This window comes from Hymenobacter negativus (assembly GCF_016056375.1).
Classification (GTDB): Bacteria; Bacteroidota; Bacteroidia; order Cytophagales; family Hymenobacteraceae; genus Hymenobacter; species Hymenobacter negativus_A.
The window spans coordinates 218,137-235,365 of record NZ_JAEDAE010000001.1; the positions used below are offsets into that span (position 1 = coordinate 218,137).

Annotated in this window: 13 protein-coding genes; 7 read left to right on the forward strand and 6 right to left on the reverse strand. The window is 58.6% G+C overall.

Translation table 11 applies throughout. From position 1 onward, the window contains the following. Positions 1 to 7: 7 nt before the first annotated feature. Positions 8 to 841: a formyltetrahydrofolate deformylase gene (gene purU, locus I7X13_RS00980; RefSeq protein WP_198070304.1), complete on the reverse strand. Its 834-nt coding sequence runs from the start codon at positions 839 to 841 to the stop codon at positions 8 to 10. A gap of 114 nt (positions 842 to 955) precedes the next feature. Between purU and I7X13_RS00985 the strand changes: the two genes are divergently transcribed. After that, entirely contained in the window at positions 956 to 1,876 is a 921-nt protein-coding gene (locus tag I7X13_RS00985; protein ID WP_198074024.1) for a DUF6268 family outer membrane beta-barrel protein, read from the forward strand. Here I7X13_RS00985 and I7X13_RS00990 read toward each other — a convergent pair whose 3' ends face one another. Beyond that, positions 1,877 to 3,037: an XdhC family protein gene (locus tag I7X13_RS00990; protein WP_198074025.1), complete on the reverse strand. Its 1,161-nt coding sequence runs from the start codon at positions 3,035 to 3,037 to the stop codon at positions 1,877 to 1,879. Between the two features lie 124 nt (positions 3,038 to 3,161). On the opposite strand from I7X13_RS00990, the gene I7X13_RS00995 reads away from it, so the two are divergent. From I7X13_RS00995 to I7X13_RS01020, 6 genes are all read left to right on the forward strand, one after another. After that, complete coding sequence (locus tag I7X13_RS00995; RefSeq protein WP_198074026.1) at positions 3,162 to 4,034, forward strand: helix-turn-helix domain-containing protein; 873 nt, start codon at positions 3,162 to 3,164, stop codon at positions 4,032 to 4,034. Positions 4,035 to 4,110: 76 nt separating this feature from the next. Beyond that, positions 4,111 to 4,992 carry an NAD(P)H-binding protein gene (locus tag I7X13_RS01000; RefSeq protein WP_198074027.1) on the forward strand — a complete coding sequence of 294 codons (882 nt, stop codon included), beginning with the start codon at positions 4,111 to 4,113 and terminating at the stop codon, positions 4,990 to 4,992. A gap of 168 nt (positions 4,993 to 5,160) precedes the next feature. Beyond that, the gene (locus tag I7X13_RS01005; RefSeq protein WP_198074028.1) at positions 5,161 to 6,081 is read left to right on the forward strand and encodes a helix-turn-helix domain-containing protein; all 921 of its coding nucleotides are present in this window, start codon (positions 5,161 to 5,163) and stop codon (positions 6,079 to 6,081) included. A gap of 159 nt (positions 6,082 to 6,240) precedes the next feature. Beyond that, positions 6,241 to 7,122, forward strand: coding sequence for an SDR family oxidoreductase (locus tag I7X13_RS01010; protein WP_198074029.1), 882 nt, complete (start codon positions 6,241 to 6,243; stop codon positions 7,120 to 7,122). A 138-nt stretch (positions 7,123 to 7,260) separates the two neighbouring features. Continuing rightward, complete coding sequence (locus I7X13_RS01015; protein WP_198074030.1) at positions 7,261 to 7,740, forward strand: GNAT family N-acetyltransferase; 480 nt, start codon at positions 7,261 to 7,263, stop codon at positions 7,738 to 7,740. Between the two features lie 68 nt (positions 7,741 to 7,808). Beyond that, a complete protein-coding gene (locus I7X13_RS01020; protein WP_198074031.1) occupies positions 7,809 to 8,288 on the forward strand; it encodes a hypothetical protein in 480 nt (159 codons plus the stop codon). A 124-nt stretch (positions 8,289 to 8,412) separates the two neighbouring features. Here the strand turns inward: I7X13_RS01020 and I7X13_RS01025 are convergent, their stop codons facing one another. From I7X13_RS01025 to katG, 4 genes are all read right to left on the reverse strand, one after another. Beyond that, a complete protein-coding gene (locus I7X13_RS01025; RefSeq protein WP_198074032.1) occupies positions 8,413 to 9,870 on the reverse strand; it encodes a TolC family protein in 1,458 nt (485 codons plus the stop codon). Beyond that, positions 9,863 to 13,054, reverse strand: a complete 3,192-nt coding sequence (locus tag I7X13_RS01030; protein WP_198074033.1) for an efflux RND transporter permease subunit — start codon at positions 13,052 to 13,054, stop codon at positions 9,863 to 9,865. Before I7X13_RS01030 ends, I7X13_RS01025 begins: the two co-directional genes overlap by 8 nt. Positions 13,055 to 13,223: 169 nt before the next feature. Further along, a complete protein-coding gene (locus I7X13_RS01035; protein WP_198074034.1) occupies positions 13,224 to 14,309 on the reverse strand; it encodes an efflux RND transporter periplasmic adaptor subunit in 1,086 nt (361 codons plus the stop codon). 557 nt (positions 14,310 to 14,866) lie between these two features. Further along, a complete protein-coding gene (gene katG / locus I7X13_RS01040; RefSeq protein ID WP_198074035.1) occupies positions 14,867 to 17,119 on the reverse strand; it encodes a catalase/peroxidase HPI in 2,253 nt (750 codons plus the stop codon). Positions 17,120 to 17,229: the final 110 nt, after the last annotated feature.

Here is a 17,229-nt window from a genome sequence, read left to right on the forward strand (position 1 = left end):
TGGCCTTTCAGTCGAAGATGACGGTTTTGTTGCCGTGGACGAACACCTGCTCGTCGAACACCATTTTGAGGGAGCGAGCCAGCACAATTTTCTCCACGTCGCGGCCGGCCTGGGCCATTTCGTGGGCACTCTGAGTGTGGTCGATGGGGATGACGTTCTGGGCAATGATGGGGCCCTGGTCGAGCTGCTCGTTGACGAAATGCGCGGTGGCCCCGATAATTTTTACGCCCCGGGCGTAGGCCTGCGCATAAGGGCTTGCCCCCACGAAGGCCGGCAGAAAGGAGTGGTGAATGTTGATGAGTCGGTTGGAATAGTGCGCCACAAATTCGGGAGTCAGGATGCGCATGTACTTGGCCAGTACCACAAAATCGGGCTGGTATTGGGCCAGCACCGCCAGCACTTCGGCTTCGTGGGTTTCGCGGGAGCGGTCGGCGTGGGGCAGGTAGTGGAAGGGTAGGTTGAACTTGCGGGTGAGGTCGCCGAGCACCTCGTAGTTGCTGATGACGGCCAGCACGCGGGCATTCAGCTCGCCAAACTCGTGGCGCACCAACAGCTCGCTGAGGCAGTGGTGCTCTTTGGTGGCCATCAGCACAATATTTTTGGGCTGGTTGGTGGTGAGGCGGATGACGGCAGAGGGCGGCAGCGCTAACCCCAAGTCGTCTTGAAGTGCCTCTGCGTCAAACTCGCCGGCCACCTCGGTGCGCATGAAAAAGTGGTTGCCGTCGCGCTCTACAAACTCGCCGTTGCGAACGATGTTGAGGCCGTGTTTAAACAGCACCCCCGTGATTTTGTAAACCAGGCCCGGCTCGTCGGGGCAATGAATGAGTAGTAGATGCGCCATGCGAAATAGGGTAAGTAGTCGGGTGAGGCGGCTGAAGGCCGCGCTGCAAAAGTAGAGCGCTAGCTATTGGATAATTGCGCTTTTATTTGTCGCTCAATTCTACCAAAATATTCTGTGCATTCACCTCTACCTGCCCGGCTGCTGCCGGCCCTGCTGCTCAGCGCCTGCCTGTTTACGCCCAATCTCAGCCGGGCGCAAGGCTACGCCGAAGGCATCGGCCTCAGCTACGAGGTGCTGCCCTTGAAGCTGAAAGGCGGCAGCGAAGCCACGTTTAGGGGCGATATTTTTCGGGCCAATATTATTGTGCCCCTGGCCGTGGCGGCCGACACTTCACACGCGGTATTGGCGGGTCTGAATCTTGAAATAGTACGTTTCAGCGGCAGCCGGCCAGGATTTGAAGTGAACAATGTGTACGGCATCACGCCAGTGCTGGGCTATCGGCAGCGCGTGTCGCCCCGTACCGAGCTTACCGCCATCGCGCTGCCGTCCCTCAACTCAGACCTGCGCGAGGTGCGCGGGGCCGACGTGACCTGGGGCGGCGTGCTGCGGGCGGCCTACCGCAGCAGTGCCCGCCGGGCTTATCGCCTGACGGTGGGCTACCGACAGCAGTTCTACGGGCCGCAGTACGTGCTGCTGTTGGGGCTCGACTGGCGGCTGGGGGAGCGGTGGCGGCTGTTTGGCGACTTGCCGACCACCTTCACGGCTAGTTACGCTGCCACGCCCCGGGTCAATGTCGGCTTCAATCTGAATGGCATCAATACGGCCTACCGGCTGCTGAATAACGACCAGTATTTCCAGTACCAGCAGGGGCATTACGGTTTGTTTGCCGAAACGTATTTGAGTGCCCATTGGGCGCTCCGGGCCACCGCCGCCTATGCCGTGACGCGGCGGCTGGAGGTATATGCCAAGGACGACCAATGGCCCGCTACCATCGACTACATCGGTCTGGGCAAGGCTCCTACGCCGCTAAGCTCACCGATTGAAAAAGGCTTGGCGTTCCGGCTGGCGCTGAGCTACCGGGTTCCGGCCCCTTGATTAGGCCGCCCCAACCGGTGCCGCGCTGCTCGTGCTAGGTGAGTCAGCATGAATAGCCGCCGTTGTATCGCGCAGGTGCTGGGGTCGCTGCCTGTTCTTCACTGCTTGGATTTCGGCTACAATAGCCAGCGCTATTTCCTCCGGCGTTTCGCCGCCCAGGCTCAGCCCGATGGGACTGTGGAGGCGGTTTCGCAGCGCATCCGAGATGGCTGCTTCGGATAAGTCCAGCTCGCTTTCACCGAGCAGCCGGCCGGCTTTGGCTCGGGGGCCCAGCAGACCGATGTACGGGGCCGAAGAAGGGAGTAGCACTTGCAGCGCAGCCAAATCATAAGCATAATTGTGGCTAAGCAAAACGTGGTACGCGCCCGCATCTGGGGTCAGCGTTTGCAACTCACGCACTGGCACGATGCGTACCTCGGCTGCTTCCGGAAACCGGGCCGCGGTGGCCAGGTTGGGCCGGCCATCCAGCACGGTAATGTGCCAGCCGAGCGAGGCTGCCAGATGCACCAGCGGCTGCGCATCGTTGCCCGCCCCATATACTACCAGGCTCAGAGGTGGCCGTAGCACCTCCAACAGTGCCCGCACCGGCCCGGCATCGGTTTCAATATCCAGAATCTGTGATTTGTCCTGCGCCAGTGTTGTGCTGGCGGCTTCGGCCAGGGGGGCGGCCAGCAGGGGAGTGCCTCGCAATGCGCCGGTGGCCGATAGTAGTACCCGCTGCCCCACGGCAGCTTTGAGGCCGGTAGTATCGGTTTCAAATACTGTGGCCAGCACCGCCGGCTCGGGGTATTGGGCAAAGCCGCGCAACAGCTCCACCGGGTTATCGGATGCGTCAAAATCCAGCGGCTCCAGCAAGATGCGAACCACGCCCTGGCAGCCGGGGCCGAGGCCGTGGCGCGGGTCATCCTCGTCGCGGGTATCGTAAGTAACCAGCGCCGGATGGCCCCGAAAAATGGCCTGGCGCGCCCGTTGGCGAGCATCGCCCTCCAAACAGCCGCCGCTGATGGCTCCGGTCAGTTCTCCGTCTTCGGTCACGAGCATGCGGGCTCCGGGGCGGCGGTAGGCCGAGCCCAACACCTCCACCACGGTGGCCAGGGCGCATGGCCGGGCCTCGGCGCGGTACCGGTCGTAGGCGAGGAGCAGGCGTTGGAGTTCGGTCATGAGGGCGGTAGTTTGCGCAGGCAGTACGCCCGGTAGCGGCATGGGGTTATGCAAACCACTGACCGGAGAAAGTGGTTTTGGATTGGAAGTGGGCCGCCAACAATCAGCCCGCATGTAGAAATTTATGACTGCTACTATTCCCGTCTATCAATTAAATAAGCTCACTGCCGCGGAGGAAAAAACGGCGGCGGTTTTCTTTTTGGGGCCGAATTCCGCGCCGTCCCACCTGCCCATCGACCTGCCTTATCGTAGCAATTATTACAAAATCGGCTTGTGCCTGCGCGGTACTGCCCGCCTGAAAGTAAACCTCGAAAACTACGAAATCAGGCCTGGTTCGCTGATGATTCTCTCGCCGTATGCTATCAAGCAGTGGCCATTTATGTCGGCTGATTTTGATGCATTAAGCATATTTTTTACCAGAGAATTTATTTCTGCCAATAGTAATCTGAATCCGGACGCCTTTTCGTTTTTTGAGCGAGATGCCCGCCACGTATTTCAATTAACTGCGCTTCAAATCGATAATATTGCCGCACTGTTGCATTCCATTGGGCAGAAATATAACGCGCCGCATACTTATCGGGAGGAAATTCTGTGCAGCCTTATTCAAATTTTGCTGCACGAAATCGCGCCCATTTACAACTTGCAACACGTTACGGCGAATGCCATTCAGACCAGAAGCCAGCTGATTGCCGCCGAATTTAAAAAGCAGGTCAATACGCATTACACTACCGAGCGAAGCCTGGCATTTTACGCCGACAAACTCTGCATCAGCCCCAAGCATCTGGCCGAAACCGTGAAGGAAGCCACCGGCAAACGCGCCGTGGAATGGCTGGCCCAGGCCGTGCTGCTGGAAGCCACTGTGCTTCTGCAAAACCCAGCCCTCAGCATTGCCCAAATCGCGGATACGCTGCATTTTGCTGACCAGTCCGCGTTTGGTCGGTTTTTCCGGAAAAGCATCGGGGTTTCGCCCGCAGCCTACCGCCAGCGCTGGGCCTGATGCTTGCCGCACTTTGGCCCAATCTTGCCGCCGTTTTGCCCTTTTTCAAGGGTAAGTCCGAACGGAGCTTTGTCCCATGAAAATTATCCTCACTGGTTCCCTCGGGAACATCAGCAAGCCCCTGGCCACTGCGCTGGTGCAGCAGGGCCATGCCGTCACGGTTATCAGCAGCAAGCCGGAAAAGCGCGCCGAAATAGAAGCTTTGGGCGCAACCGCTGCCATTGGCTCGGTTGAAGATGCCGGTTTCCTTACAGCCACTTTCACCGGTGCCGATGCCGCGTACCTAATGGTGCCACCCAACTTTGCCGTGGCCGATTCGCGGGCTTACCATCAGCAAGTGGGCCATAATTATGCGCAAGCCCTTCGGCAAGCCGGCGTGCGGCGGGTGGTGCAGCTGAGCAGCTGGGGCGCACACCTGAGCAAGGGCACCGGCGGCATCCTGGGCACGCACGACGTGGAAGGTATTTTGCGCCAGGTGCCCGGCATTGCGCTCACGCATCTCCGGCCTACCTCTTTCTTTACCAATTTCTACACTTCGGCCGGGATGATAAAAGGCGCGGGGATAATGGGCGCCAATTACGCCGGCGATATAAAGGTTTCTTTTGTGCACCCGCGCGACATTGCCACCGCAGCGGCTGATGAATTGGTGAAACCTACTGATGGGTCCGGTCAGGCCGTGCGCTACGTGGCCAGCGACGAGCGCACGGCCGATGAAGTCGCCCACGCCATCGGCGCGGCCATTGGTAAGCCTGACCTGAAATGGGTGGCTTTCACGGATGCCCAGATGCGGGAAAACATGACGAGCCACGGCGTGCCCGTAATCAGAGCCAACGAAGTTGTGGACATCTACGCTAGCATTAACAGCGGTAAATTGGGCGAGGATTATTGGCAACACCGGCCGGTTTTGGGCGAAGTAAAATTGGAGGATTTCGCCCGGGAGTTTGCGGCAGCTTTTTAGTCGGGACCGATTGTTAATTGAACGCCATGCTAAGCTTGTCGAAGCATCTCTACCACAATAGTAAATAAATTACTTGTGCGGTAGAAATGCTTCGACAAGCTTAGCATAGCGTTTTTTATAGCATACTTTTGTAGGGCGGCTTACATTTGATTTCTACAAAATTTCGCCATGTCACCCCGTCCGCTTTCCGACCTTTACACCAAACTGGCGCCGGAGGCTGCTGAGACGCTTTTGCTACCGGAGCAGCCTCGCGAAATCGGCCATTTCAACGTCTTCAACGTGGCGGACCTGATGCTGGCCAACCGCGACCGGCCGCCGATGAGCTTTGACCGACGCTCCTTTTACAAAATCAGCCTGATTCGGGGCCGTAGTCGCATCGAGTATGCCGACCAGGCGGTGGAAGTAGAAGCCGGCGCTTTGTGGTTTGCCTCTTCGCGCGTGCCCTACCGCTGGCTGCCGCACGACCAGAGCCAGACCGGTCACTTCTGCATCTTCACCGAGGCGTTTCTGCAGCCCACCAAGGGCCGGACGGCGCTGGAGGAATTGCCGTTTTACCAGCCCGGCGCGTACCCGGTTGTGCGGGTGACGGATGCCGAATTTGCTGCCATAGAAGCCATTTTTCAGAAGATGGAGCTGGAAATTGCTTCCGACTTCGCCTACAAGTACGACCTGCTGCGCGCCTACTTGCTAGAAATGATTTACTACGTGCAGAAACTGCAGCCGGCCCCGGCAGCGGTGCCTGCGCCAAACGCCTCGACCCGCCTCACGGCCCAGTTTGCCGACCTGCTGGAGCGGCAGTTTCCGTTGGAATCGCCGCAGCAGCGCCTGCGCTTGCGCACCGCCACCGACTATGCTGCCCATCTGGCCGTGCATGTCAACCACCTCAACCGCGTGCTCAAGGAAGCCACCGGCCACACCACCACTGCCCTGATTGGCAGCCGGATAGCGCAGGAAGCCAAAATCCTGCTGAAGCAAACGAACTGGAATATTTCCGAAATTGCCGATAGCCTGGGCTTTGCCGATGTGGCACACTTCTGCAATTTCTTTAAGCGGCAGACGCGCTTGACACCGAGTGATTTCCGGAGTTGAGGGTTTTTGGTTAAGGACGTTGGGCTTTGCGGCGTCCTTTATAACGGCTTTTTAGTTGTTTGATTTATTCAGCAAATGGTTTGACCGGCGCAATAGCGCCGCTGCCCGCCTGCCGGACCTTTGCGGGGTAATCAATCACCAATTAAAAACGACCATCACATGCGTGTTTTCGTAACCGGCGCGTCGGGTTTTGTCGGCTCCGCCATCGTTCAGGAATTACTCGGCGCGGGCCACCGGGTGCTCGGCCTCGCCCGCTCCGAGGAGTCGGCCCAGGTGCTGTCTGCGGCTGGCGCAGAGGTACACCGCGGCTCGCTCGATGACCTCGGCAGCCTGCAGCGCGGTGCGGCGGCCGCCGATGGCGTCATCCACACCGCTTACAATCACAATTTTGTGGAATACGAGGCGGCCGGGCAAACTGACCGGCGCGCCATTGAAGCACTCGGCAAAGCGTTGGCCGGCTCCGAGCGGCCGCTCATCGTCACGGCCGGGCTGGCGGGCTTCAACCTGGGCCGCCCCGCCACAGAAGACGATTCTCCCGCCGCCTCGCTTCGCATGTCGGAAGCAGTAGCAATGGAACTCGCCGCGCAGGGCGTGCGAGCGATGGTGGTGCGCCTGGCTGCCTCGGTCCACGACCACAACGACCACGGCTTCGTGCCGACACTCATCAATATTGCCCGCCAAACCGGCGAGGCGGCCTACGTGGGCGAAGGCTACAATTGCTGGCCCGCCGTGCACCGGCTCGATGCCGCTCGCCTTTACCGGCTGGCCCTGGAGCAAGGCACCGCCGGTGCCCGCTACCACGGCGCGGCCGATGAGGGCATTCCGTTGCGCGACATCGCCGCCATCATCGGCCGGCACCTGAACCTGCCCGTCGTATCTAAAAAGCCCGAGGAGGCCGCCGGCCATTTCGGCTGGATGGCGCGATTTGTCGGGTTGGACATGCCCGCCTCCAGCGCCCTCACGCAGCAGCGGCTGGGCTGGCACCCCACCCAGCCCGGCCTGCTGGCGGATTTGGAGCACGGAGATTATTTCAGCAAGTAGAATCGAAGCCAAAGAAACGCCCCGTAACGACTTCGTTGCGGGGCATTTCTTTTAACAGAATATTGCCCTTTTCTGAGTCGCAATAGCGGGTATTCGGCCAATGCTGGGTAGATTGAAGCGCTCCAAGGATTCCGTGCAATGACAACAAACATCACCCTGACCAAAACGGTAAGAAACGATTTAGACATGCTGTTTGAATTTCAACTTGACGAAGAAGCAACCCGTTTAGCCGCGTTCACCTCGAAAGACCCGAGCAACAAGGAGGCTTATATCGAAAAGTATTCAACCCATTTAGCCGACCCGACAATAAACATGCAGACAATAAAAGTCGACGGAGAAATTGTGGGTAGTATAGCGAAATTCATGTTGCACGGAGAAGCAGGAATTACTTACTGGATTGATAAGAAATTTTGGGGCCGCGGCATCGCCACAAATGCTTTGTTGGAATTCCTGAAAATCGAACAAGCCAGACCCATTTATGGCGGTGTGGCTTTCGATAATTACGGCTCACAAAAGGTGCTGGAGAAATGTGGCTTTGTGAAAACGGGAACGGATAAAGGCTTTGCTAATGCGCGGCAATCTGAAATTGAAGAATTTATCTACAAACTTTCGGACTAACGATTTGGCAATTGTAGACGGTATTACTATGGGTTCGGTATTGCAATCAAGGTTAATTATTTGGCGTCATGAATGGATTCAAAAAGCACAGAGGGCTCAAACGGTATTACCGAAACCTTGCTACTGCAAGCGACTTTGATAAAATGCCTTGGCTTAATGCTGGAACTTGGTTTGATAACTGGCATCACCACTTTGATTGGTATGGCTACGGTAATAGTAGTTTCAAGAGAAGGAAGCCGCATTTGGATAAGCTGTTTCGGCATTTTGATATGTTGATTGGCAAGACCCAAAGTCTAAATCCCAAATTTCAGCTGTATGCTGTTCTGCTTGACTTTGATAGTGCAAGCGACGCACTATTTCTGCACAGTACAAACCCGAATAATAGTCAGTTTCCCTTCAAGGTTTCGGATTTGCAATCGGTAACGACATTGAAGAATAATCAGCTTGACAATTATATAAACAGCCTTGACGGCTATGAAAAGCTGTATGGCCAAGCTGGTGAGGCATTTTGCTTAATATTCAAAAAAGGGGTAGGGCGACCTTTCTAAGGCAGAAAAGAAATTGCTGTTAATGATGATTCAGCATCTTTGTCAAAACCCAACAAAAACGCCCCGCAACCAATCGGTTACGGGGCGTTTCTTTTGCGGCCTAAGCTGCTTCAGCTACTCGCGGTTATTGCCAGCCGCCGCCCAGGGCGCGGTACACGTTCACCGTGGCGTTGAGCTGCTGCATGCGGGTTTCGATGAGGTCAAACTTCGACTCCAAGGCGTCGCGCTGGGTGAAGAGGACTTCCGTGTATTCGGCGCGAGCGTAGCGGAAGAGGCTGTTGGAGATGTCCACCGACTGGTTGAGGGCGGCCACTTCTTTGGCTTTCGCGTCGTAGCTCTTGGCCAGGTTGCCTATGTTGGCGACTTGGTTCGACACCTCCACGTAGGCATTCAGCACCGTCTTTTCGTACTGGTAGGCAGCCTGGGTTTGCGCAGCATTGGCGGTGTAGTAGGCCGCCTTGATGCCGTTGCGGTTGAACAACGGGCCGGCAAAGTCAGCGCCTAGTGCGTAGAGCATCGACTGGGGCGTGCTCACCAGCAGGCCGGGCGTGAAGGCGGCCAGGCCCACGCCGCCCGAGAGGCCCAACGAGGGATAGAAGTTAGCGCGGGCTACCTGCACGTCGATTTTGGCGGCGGTGAGCTGCTGCTCGGCCTGCCGGATATCGGGGCGGTTGGCCAGCAGCTGCGCGGGCGAACCGGCCTGAATGGTGGCCGGCAGCAGGTCGTTGAACGACTGCGTGTTGCGCGCCACCGGCTGTGGGTAGCGGCCGGCCAAGTAGTTCAGCTTGTTCTCGGTTTCGATGATGCTTTGCTGCAGCTTGAATTGCAGGGCACGGGTGTGTTCTACCTGAGCCTCGAAGCGCTTCACGGCCAGCTCGTTGGCGCGGGCCGACTCCTTCTGCTGCCGCACCAGCTCCAGGGCGTTGCTCTGGATGCCGATGTTCTGCTTCACAATGGCCAGCTGGTTGTCGTAGGCCAGCAGCTCGTAGTAGGAGTTGGCGATTTCAGCCACTAGGTTGGTCACCATGAAGTTCTTGCCCTCCACGGTGGCCAGGTAGCGGACGGCTGCGGCCTTCTTGGCGTTGCGCAGCTTGTGCCAGATATCGACCTCCCAGTTGGCAAAGGCGCCAACCTGGAAGTTGGTGAGCGGGTCGGGCGTGCGGCGGTCTTCCTGAATCTGAACCTGCTCCTCGGTGGCGCCTTGCAGGGTGTAGCGGCCCACTTTCTCCACATCGGCGCGGGCGCCGAGGCTCACGAAGGGCAGATACTCACCCTGGCGGGCGCGGATTTCGTTTTTGGCAATCTCGATTTCCTGGAGCGTGATGTTCAGCTCCTGGTTGTTTTGCAGGGCGGTTGAAATGAGTTCCTGCAGGTTGGGGTCGGTGAAAAATTGCTTCCACTGCACGCGGCCGGTGTTGGCGCTGTCGAGCGTGCCGGCCGACGTGGCCGGGGCAGCGGTAGAATAGCTGCCCGGCACGTTGCGGTTTTCATTTTTTACGACCAGTTCGGGCGTTTTGCAGGCACCTACGGCGAGGGCCAGACTGGCCGCGCCGAGGGCTTGATAAATTCGTTTCTTAAGCATAAGGCTCCATTTCTTCTAGTTTCACGCGGGGCTCTACGCCTTCCAGGATGGGGGCTTCGTTCTCATCCTTAATCAGTTTGCTGTTGCCGGCCAGGGTGCCGAAGAAGTAGTACAGGCCGGGGATGATGATTACCCCGAACACGGTACCGAACAGCATGCCGCCCAAAGCCGAGCTACCAATGGTGCGGTTGCCGATGGCGCCGGCACCCGTAGCCACCACCAGCGGAATCAGACCGGCGATGAAGGCGAACGAGGTCATCAGAATCGGGCGGAATCGGGTTTTGGCACCTTCGATGGCCGCGTCGCGGACGCTCATGCCTTCCTCGTGTTTCAGGGCCGCGAATTCCACAATAAGTACTGCGTTTTTACCCAGCAGACCGACGAGCATTACCAGACCTACCTGAGCGTAGATATCGTTGGCCAGGCCGAACATCTTGATGAAGAGGAACGAGCCAAACACACCCGCTACCAGCGAGAGAATCACGGCCAGCGGCAGCAGGAAGCTTTCGTACTGCGCGGCCAGCACCAGGTACACGAACACCAGTACGATGAGGAAAATCACGGTCGACTCGTTGCCGCGGCTCACTTCGTCTTTCGACAGGCCGCCCCAGTCGATGCCGAAGCCGTGGGGAAGGCTCTCGGCCACTTCCTGTACTGCCTTGATGGCCTCACCCGAGCTATAGCCCGGTGCGGCGCCGCCCCGGATGGAGCCGGTGGTGTACATGTTGTAGCGGTTGATTTCGTTGGCACCCTGCGTCTTCACGATTTTCATGAAGGCCGAGAAGGGCACCATTTCGCCTTTGTCGTTCTTGGCCCACATGTTCAGGATGTCCTCGGGCAGCTTGCGGTACTCCGGCGAGGCCTGCACAAACACCTTGAAGAAGCGCTGGTACTTGATGAAGCCCAGCTCGTAGGTCGAGCCCACCAAGATGCTCAGCGTGTTCATGGCGTTGCCGATGCTCACGCCCTTTTGCATAGCGAGCTCGTTGTCAATCTTGAGCTCGTACTGCGGGTAGTTGGCCGAGAAGAAGGTGAACACGCCCGCCAGCTCCTTGCGCTTTTTCAGCTTGGCGATGAATTCGTTGTTCACTTTTTCCAGCTGCTTGTAATCGCCGGTGTTCGTTTTGTCGAGCAGCTGCAGCTGGAAACCACCCGCGGCGCCGTAGCCCGGTACTGCCGGCGGCTCGAAGAATTCGATGGTCGCGCCGGGAATCTCCTTGGCTTTCTTTTCAAGTTGTTCTACAATCTCAGCAATGGATTCCTTGCGCTCCGACCACGGCTTCAAGTCAATCAAGCAAGTACCGGCGTTTGAGCCGCGGCCTTCGGTGAGTACTTCGTAACCGGCCAGCGTCGAGATGTTGGCGATGCCGGGCACGTCCTTGGCCAGGTCGCGCAGGCGTTTCGACACGGCGTTGGTTTGCTCAAGCGTGGTGCCGGGCGGCGTCTGCACAATGGCGTAAATCAGGCCCTGGTCCTCGCTCGGAATAAAGCCGGCCGGCAGACCTGCCGAAATAGCCCAGATGCCCAGCCCGAAGGCCACCAGCATCACGAAAGTCACAATGCGGTTGGCCACGATGCGCTGCAGCAGGCCCACATAAGCATTCGTCAGCTTCTCAAAGCCACGGTTGAACCAGTCAAAGAAGCGCTGCAAGGGCGTTTTCTTCTTGGGCTCGCCGTGGTGGTTTTTCAGAATCATGGCGCAAAGCACCGGCGTCAATGTCAGAGCCACGAGGCCCGAAATCACGATGGCCGTGGCCATGGTAATGGAGAACTGGCGGTAAAAAATGCCCACCGGGCCGCTCATGAACGACACCGGAATGAACACGGCCGTCATCATGATGGTGATACCAATAATGGCACCGCTGATTTCGCCCACCACCTGTCTCACAGCATTATAGGGTGATAGATGCTGCTCGTCCATCTTGGCGTGCACCGCCTCAATCACCACAATGGCGTTATCGACCACAATACCAATCGACAGCACCAGCGCAAACAGCGTAATCATGTTGATGGTGAGGCCGAACGCCTGCATCGCAATGAACGAGCCCACCAGCGACACCGGCACGGCCAGCGCCGGAATCAGCGTCGAGCGCCAGTCGCCGAGGAAGATGAACACCACCAGCGCCACCAGAATAAAGGCATCGCGCAGGGTGTGAATCACGTTCTCAATCGAGGCGTCGAGGAAGTTCGACACGTCATAGGTGATTTTGTAGTCCATGCCGGGCGGGAAGCTGGTTTTCTTCAGCTCTTCCAGCTTGGCCTTCACCTCCTTAATTACATCCGAAGCGTTCGAGCCGTAGGTCTGCTTCAGCACGATAGCGGCCGAAGGGTACTGGTTCAGGTTGGAGTAGATGTCGTAGTATTCCGAGCCCAACTCCACGTTGGCCACGTCCTTCAGGTGCAGGCTTTCGCCGTTGGCGTTAGCCCGCAGAATCACGTTCTTATACTGCTCCACGTCGTTGAAGCGACCCTGGTAGCTCAGCACGTATTCCAGCGACTGTGCATTCTTGCCATCGGCGCGGCCGATACGACCCGGCGAGCCAATCACGCTCTGCTCGTCGAGCGCCTTCATTACGTCGTCCACCGAGATGTTGTAGGCACGCATGCGGTCCGGCTTCAGCCACACGCGCATGGCGTACTGCCGGCTACCCAGGATGCTGGCCCGGCCAATGCCGCCGAGGCGCTGCAGCTCGGGTATCATGTTCACGCCGGCGAAGTTGAACAGGTACTTCATGTCCGTGTTCTTGTCTTTCGAGTACAAGTTCACGTACATCAGCATGTTAGGCACCACCCGGTTCACAATCACGCCCTCGCGCTGCACAATCAGCGGCAAGCGGTTGAGCACCTGTGCAATGCGGGTGTTCACGTTCACCACCGCTTGGTCGGGGTTGGTGCCCAGGTTAAACACAATCTGAATGTTGGCCTCACCAGCCGATACGGCGTCGGAGGTCATGTACTTCATGCCCGGCACCCCGTTCACGGCCTGTTCCAGCGGAATCAGTACCGACTCGGTCAACACCTTGGCGCTAGCGCCGGGGTAGGAGGCGCTCACCATCACGAGGGGCGGCGAAATCTCCGGAAACTGCGACGTAGGCAGCTGCATGATGGCCAGCCCGCCCATGAGCAGGATGGACACCGAAATAACAATGGCAAATACGGGCCTGCGAATGAATTTACTAAACATATTCTTCTGGCTGTGTGGATATTATTGGAAGGCCGATTGAGCGATAAGGGCCGTCATGCCGAGCGCAGCCGAGGCATCTCGCTCTCTTCGTTGTAGCGGCATTGATTACTTCGGCACGCAGATGCCTCGGCTGCGCTCGGCATGACGTTCTGATTCAGCGTCAAAGCGCTTACTCAGCTGTCACCTTCAAATTCGTGATAACCCCCTGCGGCGCCTTGTAATCGTAAGCCACCTTGTCGCCGTCTTTCACCTTGCGCAGGCCTTCCAGGAGGATGCGGTCGTTGGTGGTGATGCCGGAGCCGATGATGTAGAGGTCTGGCATTTCGGAGGCGATTTTCACTTCGCGCTGGTGCACCACGTTGTTCTTATCAACCACGAAAACGTACTTCTTTTCGAGGATTTCGAACGTGGCTTTCTGCGGAATGATAACGGCGCCTTTCAGCGGCACGGTCATCAGCACACTGCCGGTTTCGCCGTTGCGCAGCAGCCCATCGGGGTTGGGGAAGGTGGCGCGGAAGGCGATGTTGCCGGTTTCGTTATTAAAGTCGGCCTCAATGGTTTGCACCACGCCGGTCTGGTCAAATATCTCGTTGTTGGCCATGCGCAGCTTCACGTGCGCGGCCTTGTCGTTGGTTTTCGCGTGGGCCTTGTAAGACAGGTATTCAGCTTCGGGCACGTTGTAATACACCCACATTTTGCTGTTGTCCGAGAGGGTGGTCAGCAGGTCGCCTTCATCCACGAGGCTGCCCAGCCGGGCCTGGAAGTGGTCCATAATGCCACTGAACGGGGCCTTCACCGTGGTGAACTGCAGGTGGGCCTGGGCCATCGACACGTCGGCGTTGGCCTTGTCGTACTTGGCCTGGGCCAGTGCCAGCTCGCTCTTCGACACAATGTTCTTGTCAGCCAGGTTCTTCGTGTTCTGGTATTCCATCTGCACGAAGTGGGCCTCGGCTTGCGACTTCTTCAACTCGGCTTGGTACACGGTGGGCTTAATCTGGAACATGGTCTGGCCCTGGGCCACGCGCTGGCCTTCATCCACGAAAATCTTCTCCAGGTAGCCCTTTTCCAGCGCCCGCAGCTCGATACGCTGGTAGGAGTGAATCTGGGCCACGTACTCCTTCGTGATGGTGGTATCCTTTTGCAAAGGGCTGGTAGCCACGAACCTAATCTGCTCTTCTACTTGCTTTTTCTCTTCCTTGCAGCCGGTGGCGTAGCACAAAACGCCGCAACTTAGCAGCATGAATACTCTTTTCATAAGAACCTGGGGTAACGTGACAAGCGGGGGGTATTGCATAAAAAACAGTGCAGCAGTGTGTTGCGCTCTCAAGCCAAGCCCGCAATGAAACTGGGAAAGCCCGCGACGCTGGGCGCTGCAGACAGGTGGGGCAGGACCGGAAAAGCCGGGGTGGAATTAGACATACTTCGCGAAAAGCGCCGCCCAAACAGCAGAGCGCCCATGACCCCCGGCAACCCTGCCGGAGCCAAACCAAGCCAAAAAGCGCGCCTAGTAGGGTGGGAAGGACAAGGCCGCGCGGCCGGTGTAGTTGATTGACTCTACAAACTTCCCCCCGGCGGCATGAAGCGAAAATGAAGGTTTATGAAGACGTTTTTTTATTTTTCATTTGCGATAACAACGGACCCAGATTGGCTTACTTCATTTTGAAGGCCCAATGCATAAGCGCCTGTTAAGCACATTTTGCCAACTTATGGAAAGCAAAACGCCCCGCAACGAATCCGTTGCGGGGCGTTTCTGTTGAGGCTTCAGCTGCCGCCGCGCCTAGTGGGGCGGTAGTACTGGCGGCGGCATTACGCCTAGGCCAGGTCGAAGCGGCCGAGGTTCATGAGCTTGGCCCACACGGCCACGAAGTCCTTCACGAACTTCTCCTGAGCATCTGCGAAGGCGTACACCTCCACTAGCGCGCGCAGCTCAGAGTTCGAGCCGAAAATCAGGTCTACTCGGGTGCCAGTCCACTTCAAGGAATTGGTTTTGCGGTCGCGGCCCTGGAAAGAGTTTTGTGCATCCGAGGTGCTGGCCCAGGTGGTGTTCAGGTCGAGCAGGTTCACGAAATAATCGTTGGTGAGCGCGCCGGGGCGGTCGGTGAACACGCCGTTGTTCGAGCCATCGAAGTTGATGTTGATGGCGCGCAGGCCGCCAAAGAGCACCGTCAGCTCGGGGGCGGTCAGGGTCAGCAGCTGGGCTTTGTCAATCAGCAGCTCCTCGGCGGCGGCGCGGGGCTGCGGCCGCAGGTAGTTGCGGAAGCCATCGGCCACCGGCTCCAGGGCCTGGAACGACTGCACGTCGGTTTGCTCCTGCGAGGCATCGGCGCGGCCGGGAGTGAAGGGTACCGTTACGACGTGGCCGGCTGCTTTCGCGGCCTGCTCGATGCCCACCACGCCAGCCAGCACGATGAGGTCGGCCATCGAAACCTGCTTGCCGCTGGTCTGGGCCGCGTTGAATTCCTGCTGAATGCCGCCGAGCTTGTTGAGCACGGTGGAGAGCTGGGCGGGGTTATTCACTTCCCAGTAGCGCTGCGGGGCAAGGCGCAGGCGGCCGCCGTTGGTGCCGCCGCGCTTATCGGAGCCGCGGTAGGTGGAGGCCGAAGCCCAGGCCGTGGACACCAATTGCTGCACGGTGAGGCCGGAATCGGCGATTTTGCCTTTCAGCGCGGCCACGTCCTGGTCGTCAATGGTTTGGTAGGTGACGGCCGGGATGGGGTCTTGCCAGAGCAGCTCCTCGGTGGGCACTTCGGGACCGAGATACCGCTCTTTCGGGCCCATGTCGCGGTGCGTCAGCTTAAACCAAGCGCGGGCGAAGGCATCGGCAAACTCATCGGGGTTTTCATGGAAGCGGCGCGAAATCTTCTCGTAAATTGGGTCTACGCGCAGGGCAATGTCCGAGGTCAGCATGAAGGGCGCGTGGGTCACGGCCGGGTCGTGGGCATCGGGGATGGTGCCCGCGCCGCCGCCGTTCACGGGGCGCCACTGGTGGGCGCCGGCGGGGCTCTTGGTCAGCTCCCACTCGTAGCCGAACAGGTTGTTGAAGTAGCCGTTGCCCCACTGCGCGGGCGTGCTCGTCCAGGCGCCCTCAAGGCCGCTGGTGATGGTGTGCTCCGAGTGGCCTTTGCCGAAGCTGTTGCGCCAGCCCTGGCCCAGTTCCTCAATAGGGGCACCGGCAGGCTCGCGGGCCACAAACTTGGCCGGGTCGGCCGCGCCGTGGGTTTTGCCAAAGGTGTGGCCACCGGCAATCAGAGCCACGGTTTCCTCGTCGTTCATGGCCATGCGGCCGAAGGTTTCGCGGATGTCGCGGGCCGAACGCTCGGGGATGGGCTCACCGTCCGGGCCTTCGGGGTTCACGTAGATGAGGCCCATCTGCACGGCGGCCAGCGGGTTTTCGAGCTGCCGGTCGCCCTGGTAGCGCTTGTCACCGAGCCACTCGGTTTCGGGACCCCAGTACACTTCTTCCTGCGGCTCCCACACATCGGCGCGGCCGCCGGCGAAGCCGAACGGCTTCAGGCCCATCGACTCCAGAGCGCAGTTACCGGCCAGAATCATGAGGTCGGCCCAGGAAATCTGCTTGCCGTATTTCTGCTTGATGGGCCACAGCAGCAGGCGAGCTTTGTCGAGGTTGGCGTTGTCGGGCCAGCTGTTGAGGGGGGCGAAGCGCTGCATGCCAGCGCCCGCGCCGCCGCGGCCGTCGGCAATGCGGTAGGTGCCGGCCGAGTGCCAGGCCATCCGAATGAAGAAGGGGCCGTAGTGGCCATAGTCGGCCGGCCACCAGTCCTGCGAGTCGGTCATCAGAGCAAACAGGTCCTGCTTCACGGCGTTCAGGTCCAGCTTCTTGAACTCCTCGGCGTAGTCGAAGCCCGGGTCCATGGGGTCGGTCAGGGTCGAGTGCTGGCGCAGAATGCTCAGCTTGAGCAAGTTGGGCCACCATTCACGGTTAGTACGGCCGCCACCGGCGGTCTGTTTCACCTCGCCGTTCAGGAACGGGCACTGCGAAGCATCCGCGTTGAGGTCGTGGAGGATGGAGTTTTCCGGGGGAAGGTCGTGCAAGTTGGCGCTCATGTTGGAAGTGTTGTTGGAGTCGGCCCTGTAAAGGACTGACGAGGTAAAAAAGTTTGCGAATTTGCGTTGGAAAGCAGTTGCAGAGGCGGAATCAGAGCCGCGAACACCAG

What these genes read in the sequence shown, in the direction of transcription:
- I7X13_RS00995 (WP_198074026.1), top strand. Translation starts at nt 3,162, where the DNA reads ATGACTGCTACTATTCCCGTCTATCAATTAAATAAGCTCACTGCCGCG.
- I7X13_RS01020 (WP_198074031.1), top strand. Translation starts at nt 7,809, where the DNA reads ATGAATGGATTCAAAAAGCACAGAGGGCTCAAACGGTATTACCGAAAC.
- purU (WP_198070304.1), bottom strand. Translation starts at nt 841, where the DNA reads ATGGCGCATCTACTACTCATTCATTGCCCCGACGAGCCGGGCCTGGTT.
- I7X13_RS01010 (WP_198074029.1), top strand. Translation starts at nt 6,241, where the DNA reads ATGCGTGTTTTCGTAACCGGCGCGTCGGGTTTTGTCGGCTCCGCCATC.
- I7X13_RS01005 (WP_198074028.1), top strand. Translation starts at nt 5,161, where the DNA reads ATGTCACCCCGTCCGCTTTCCGACCTTTACACCAAACTGGCGCCGGAG.
- I7X13_RS01000 (WP_198074027.1), top strand. Translation starts at nt 4,111, where the DNA reads ATGAAAATTATCCTCACTGGTTCCCTCGGGAACATCAGCAAGCCCCTG.
- I7X13_RS01025 (WP_198074032.1), bottom strand. Translation starts at nt 9,870, where the DNA reads ATGCTTAAGAAACGAATTTATCAAGCCCTCGGCGCGGCCAGTCTGGCC.
- I7X13_RS01015 (WP_198074030.1), top strand. Translation starts at nt 7,261, where the DNA reads ATGACAACAAACATCACCCTGACCAAAACGGTAAGAAACGATTTAGAC.
- I7X13_RS01030 (WP_198074033.1), bottom strand. Translation starts at nt 13,054, where the DNA reads ATGTTTAGTAAATTCATTCGCAGGCCCGTATTTGCCATTGTTATTTCG.
- katG (WP_198074035.1), bottom strand. Translation starts at nt 17,119, where the DNA reads ATGAGCGCCAACTTGCACGACCTTCCCCCGGAAAACTCCATCCTCCAC.
- I7X13_RS01035 (WP_198074034.1), bottom strand. Translation starts at nt 14,309, where the DNA reads ATGAAAAGAGTATTCATGCTGCTAAGTTGCGGCGTTTTGTGCTACGCC.
- I7X13_RS00990 (WP_198074025.1), bottom strand. Translation starts at nt 3,037, where the DNA reads ATGACCGAACTCCAACGCCTGCTCCTCGCCTACGACCGGTACCGCGCC.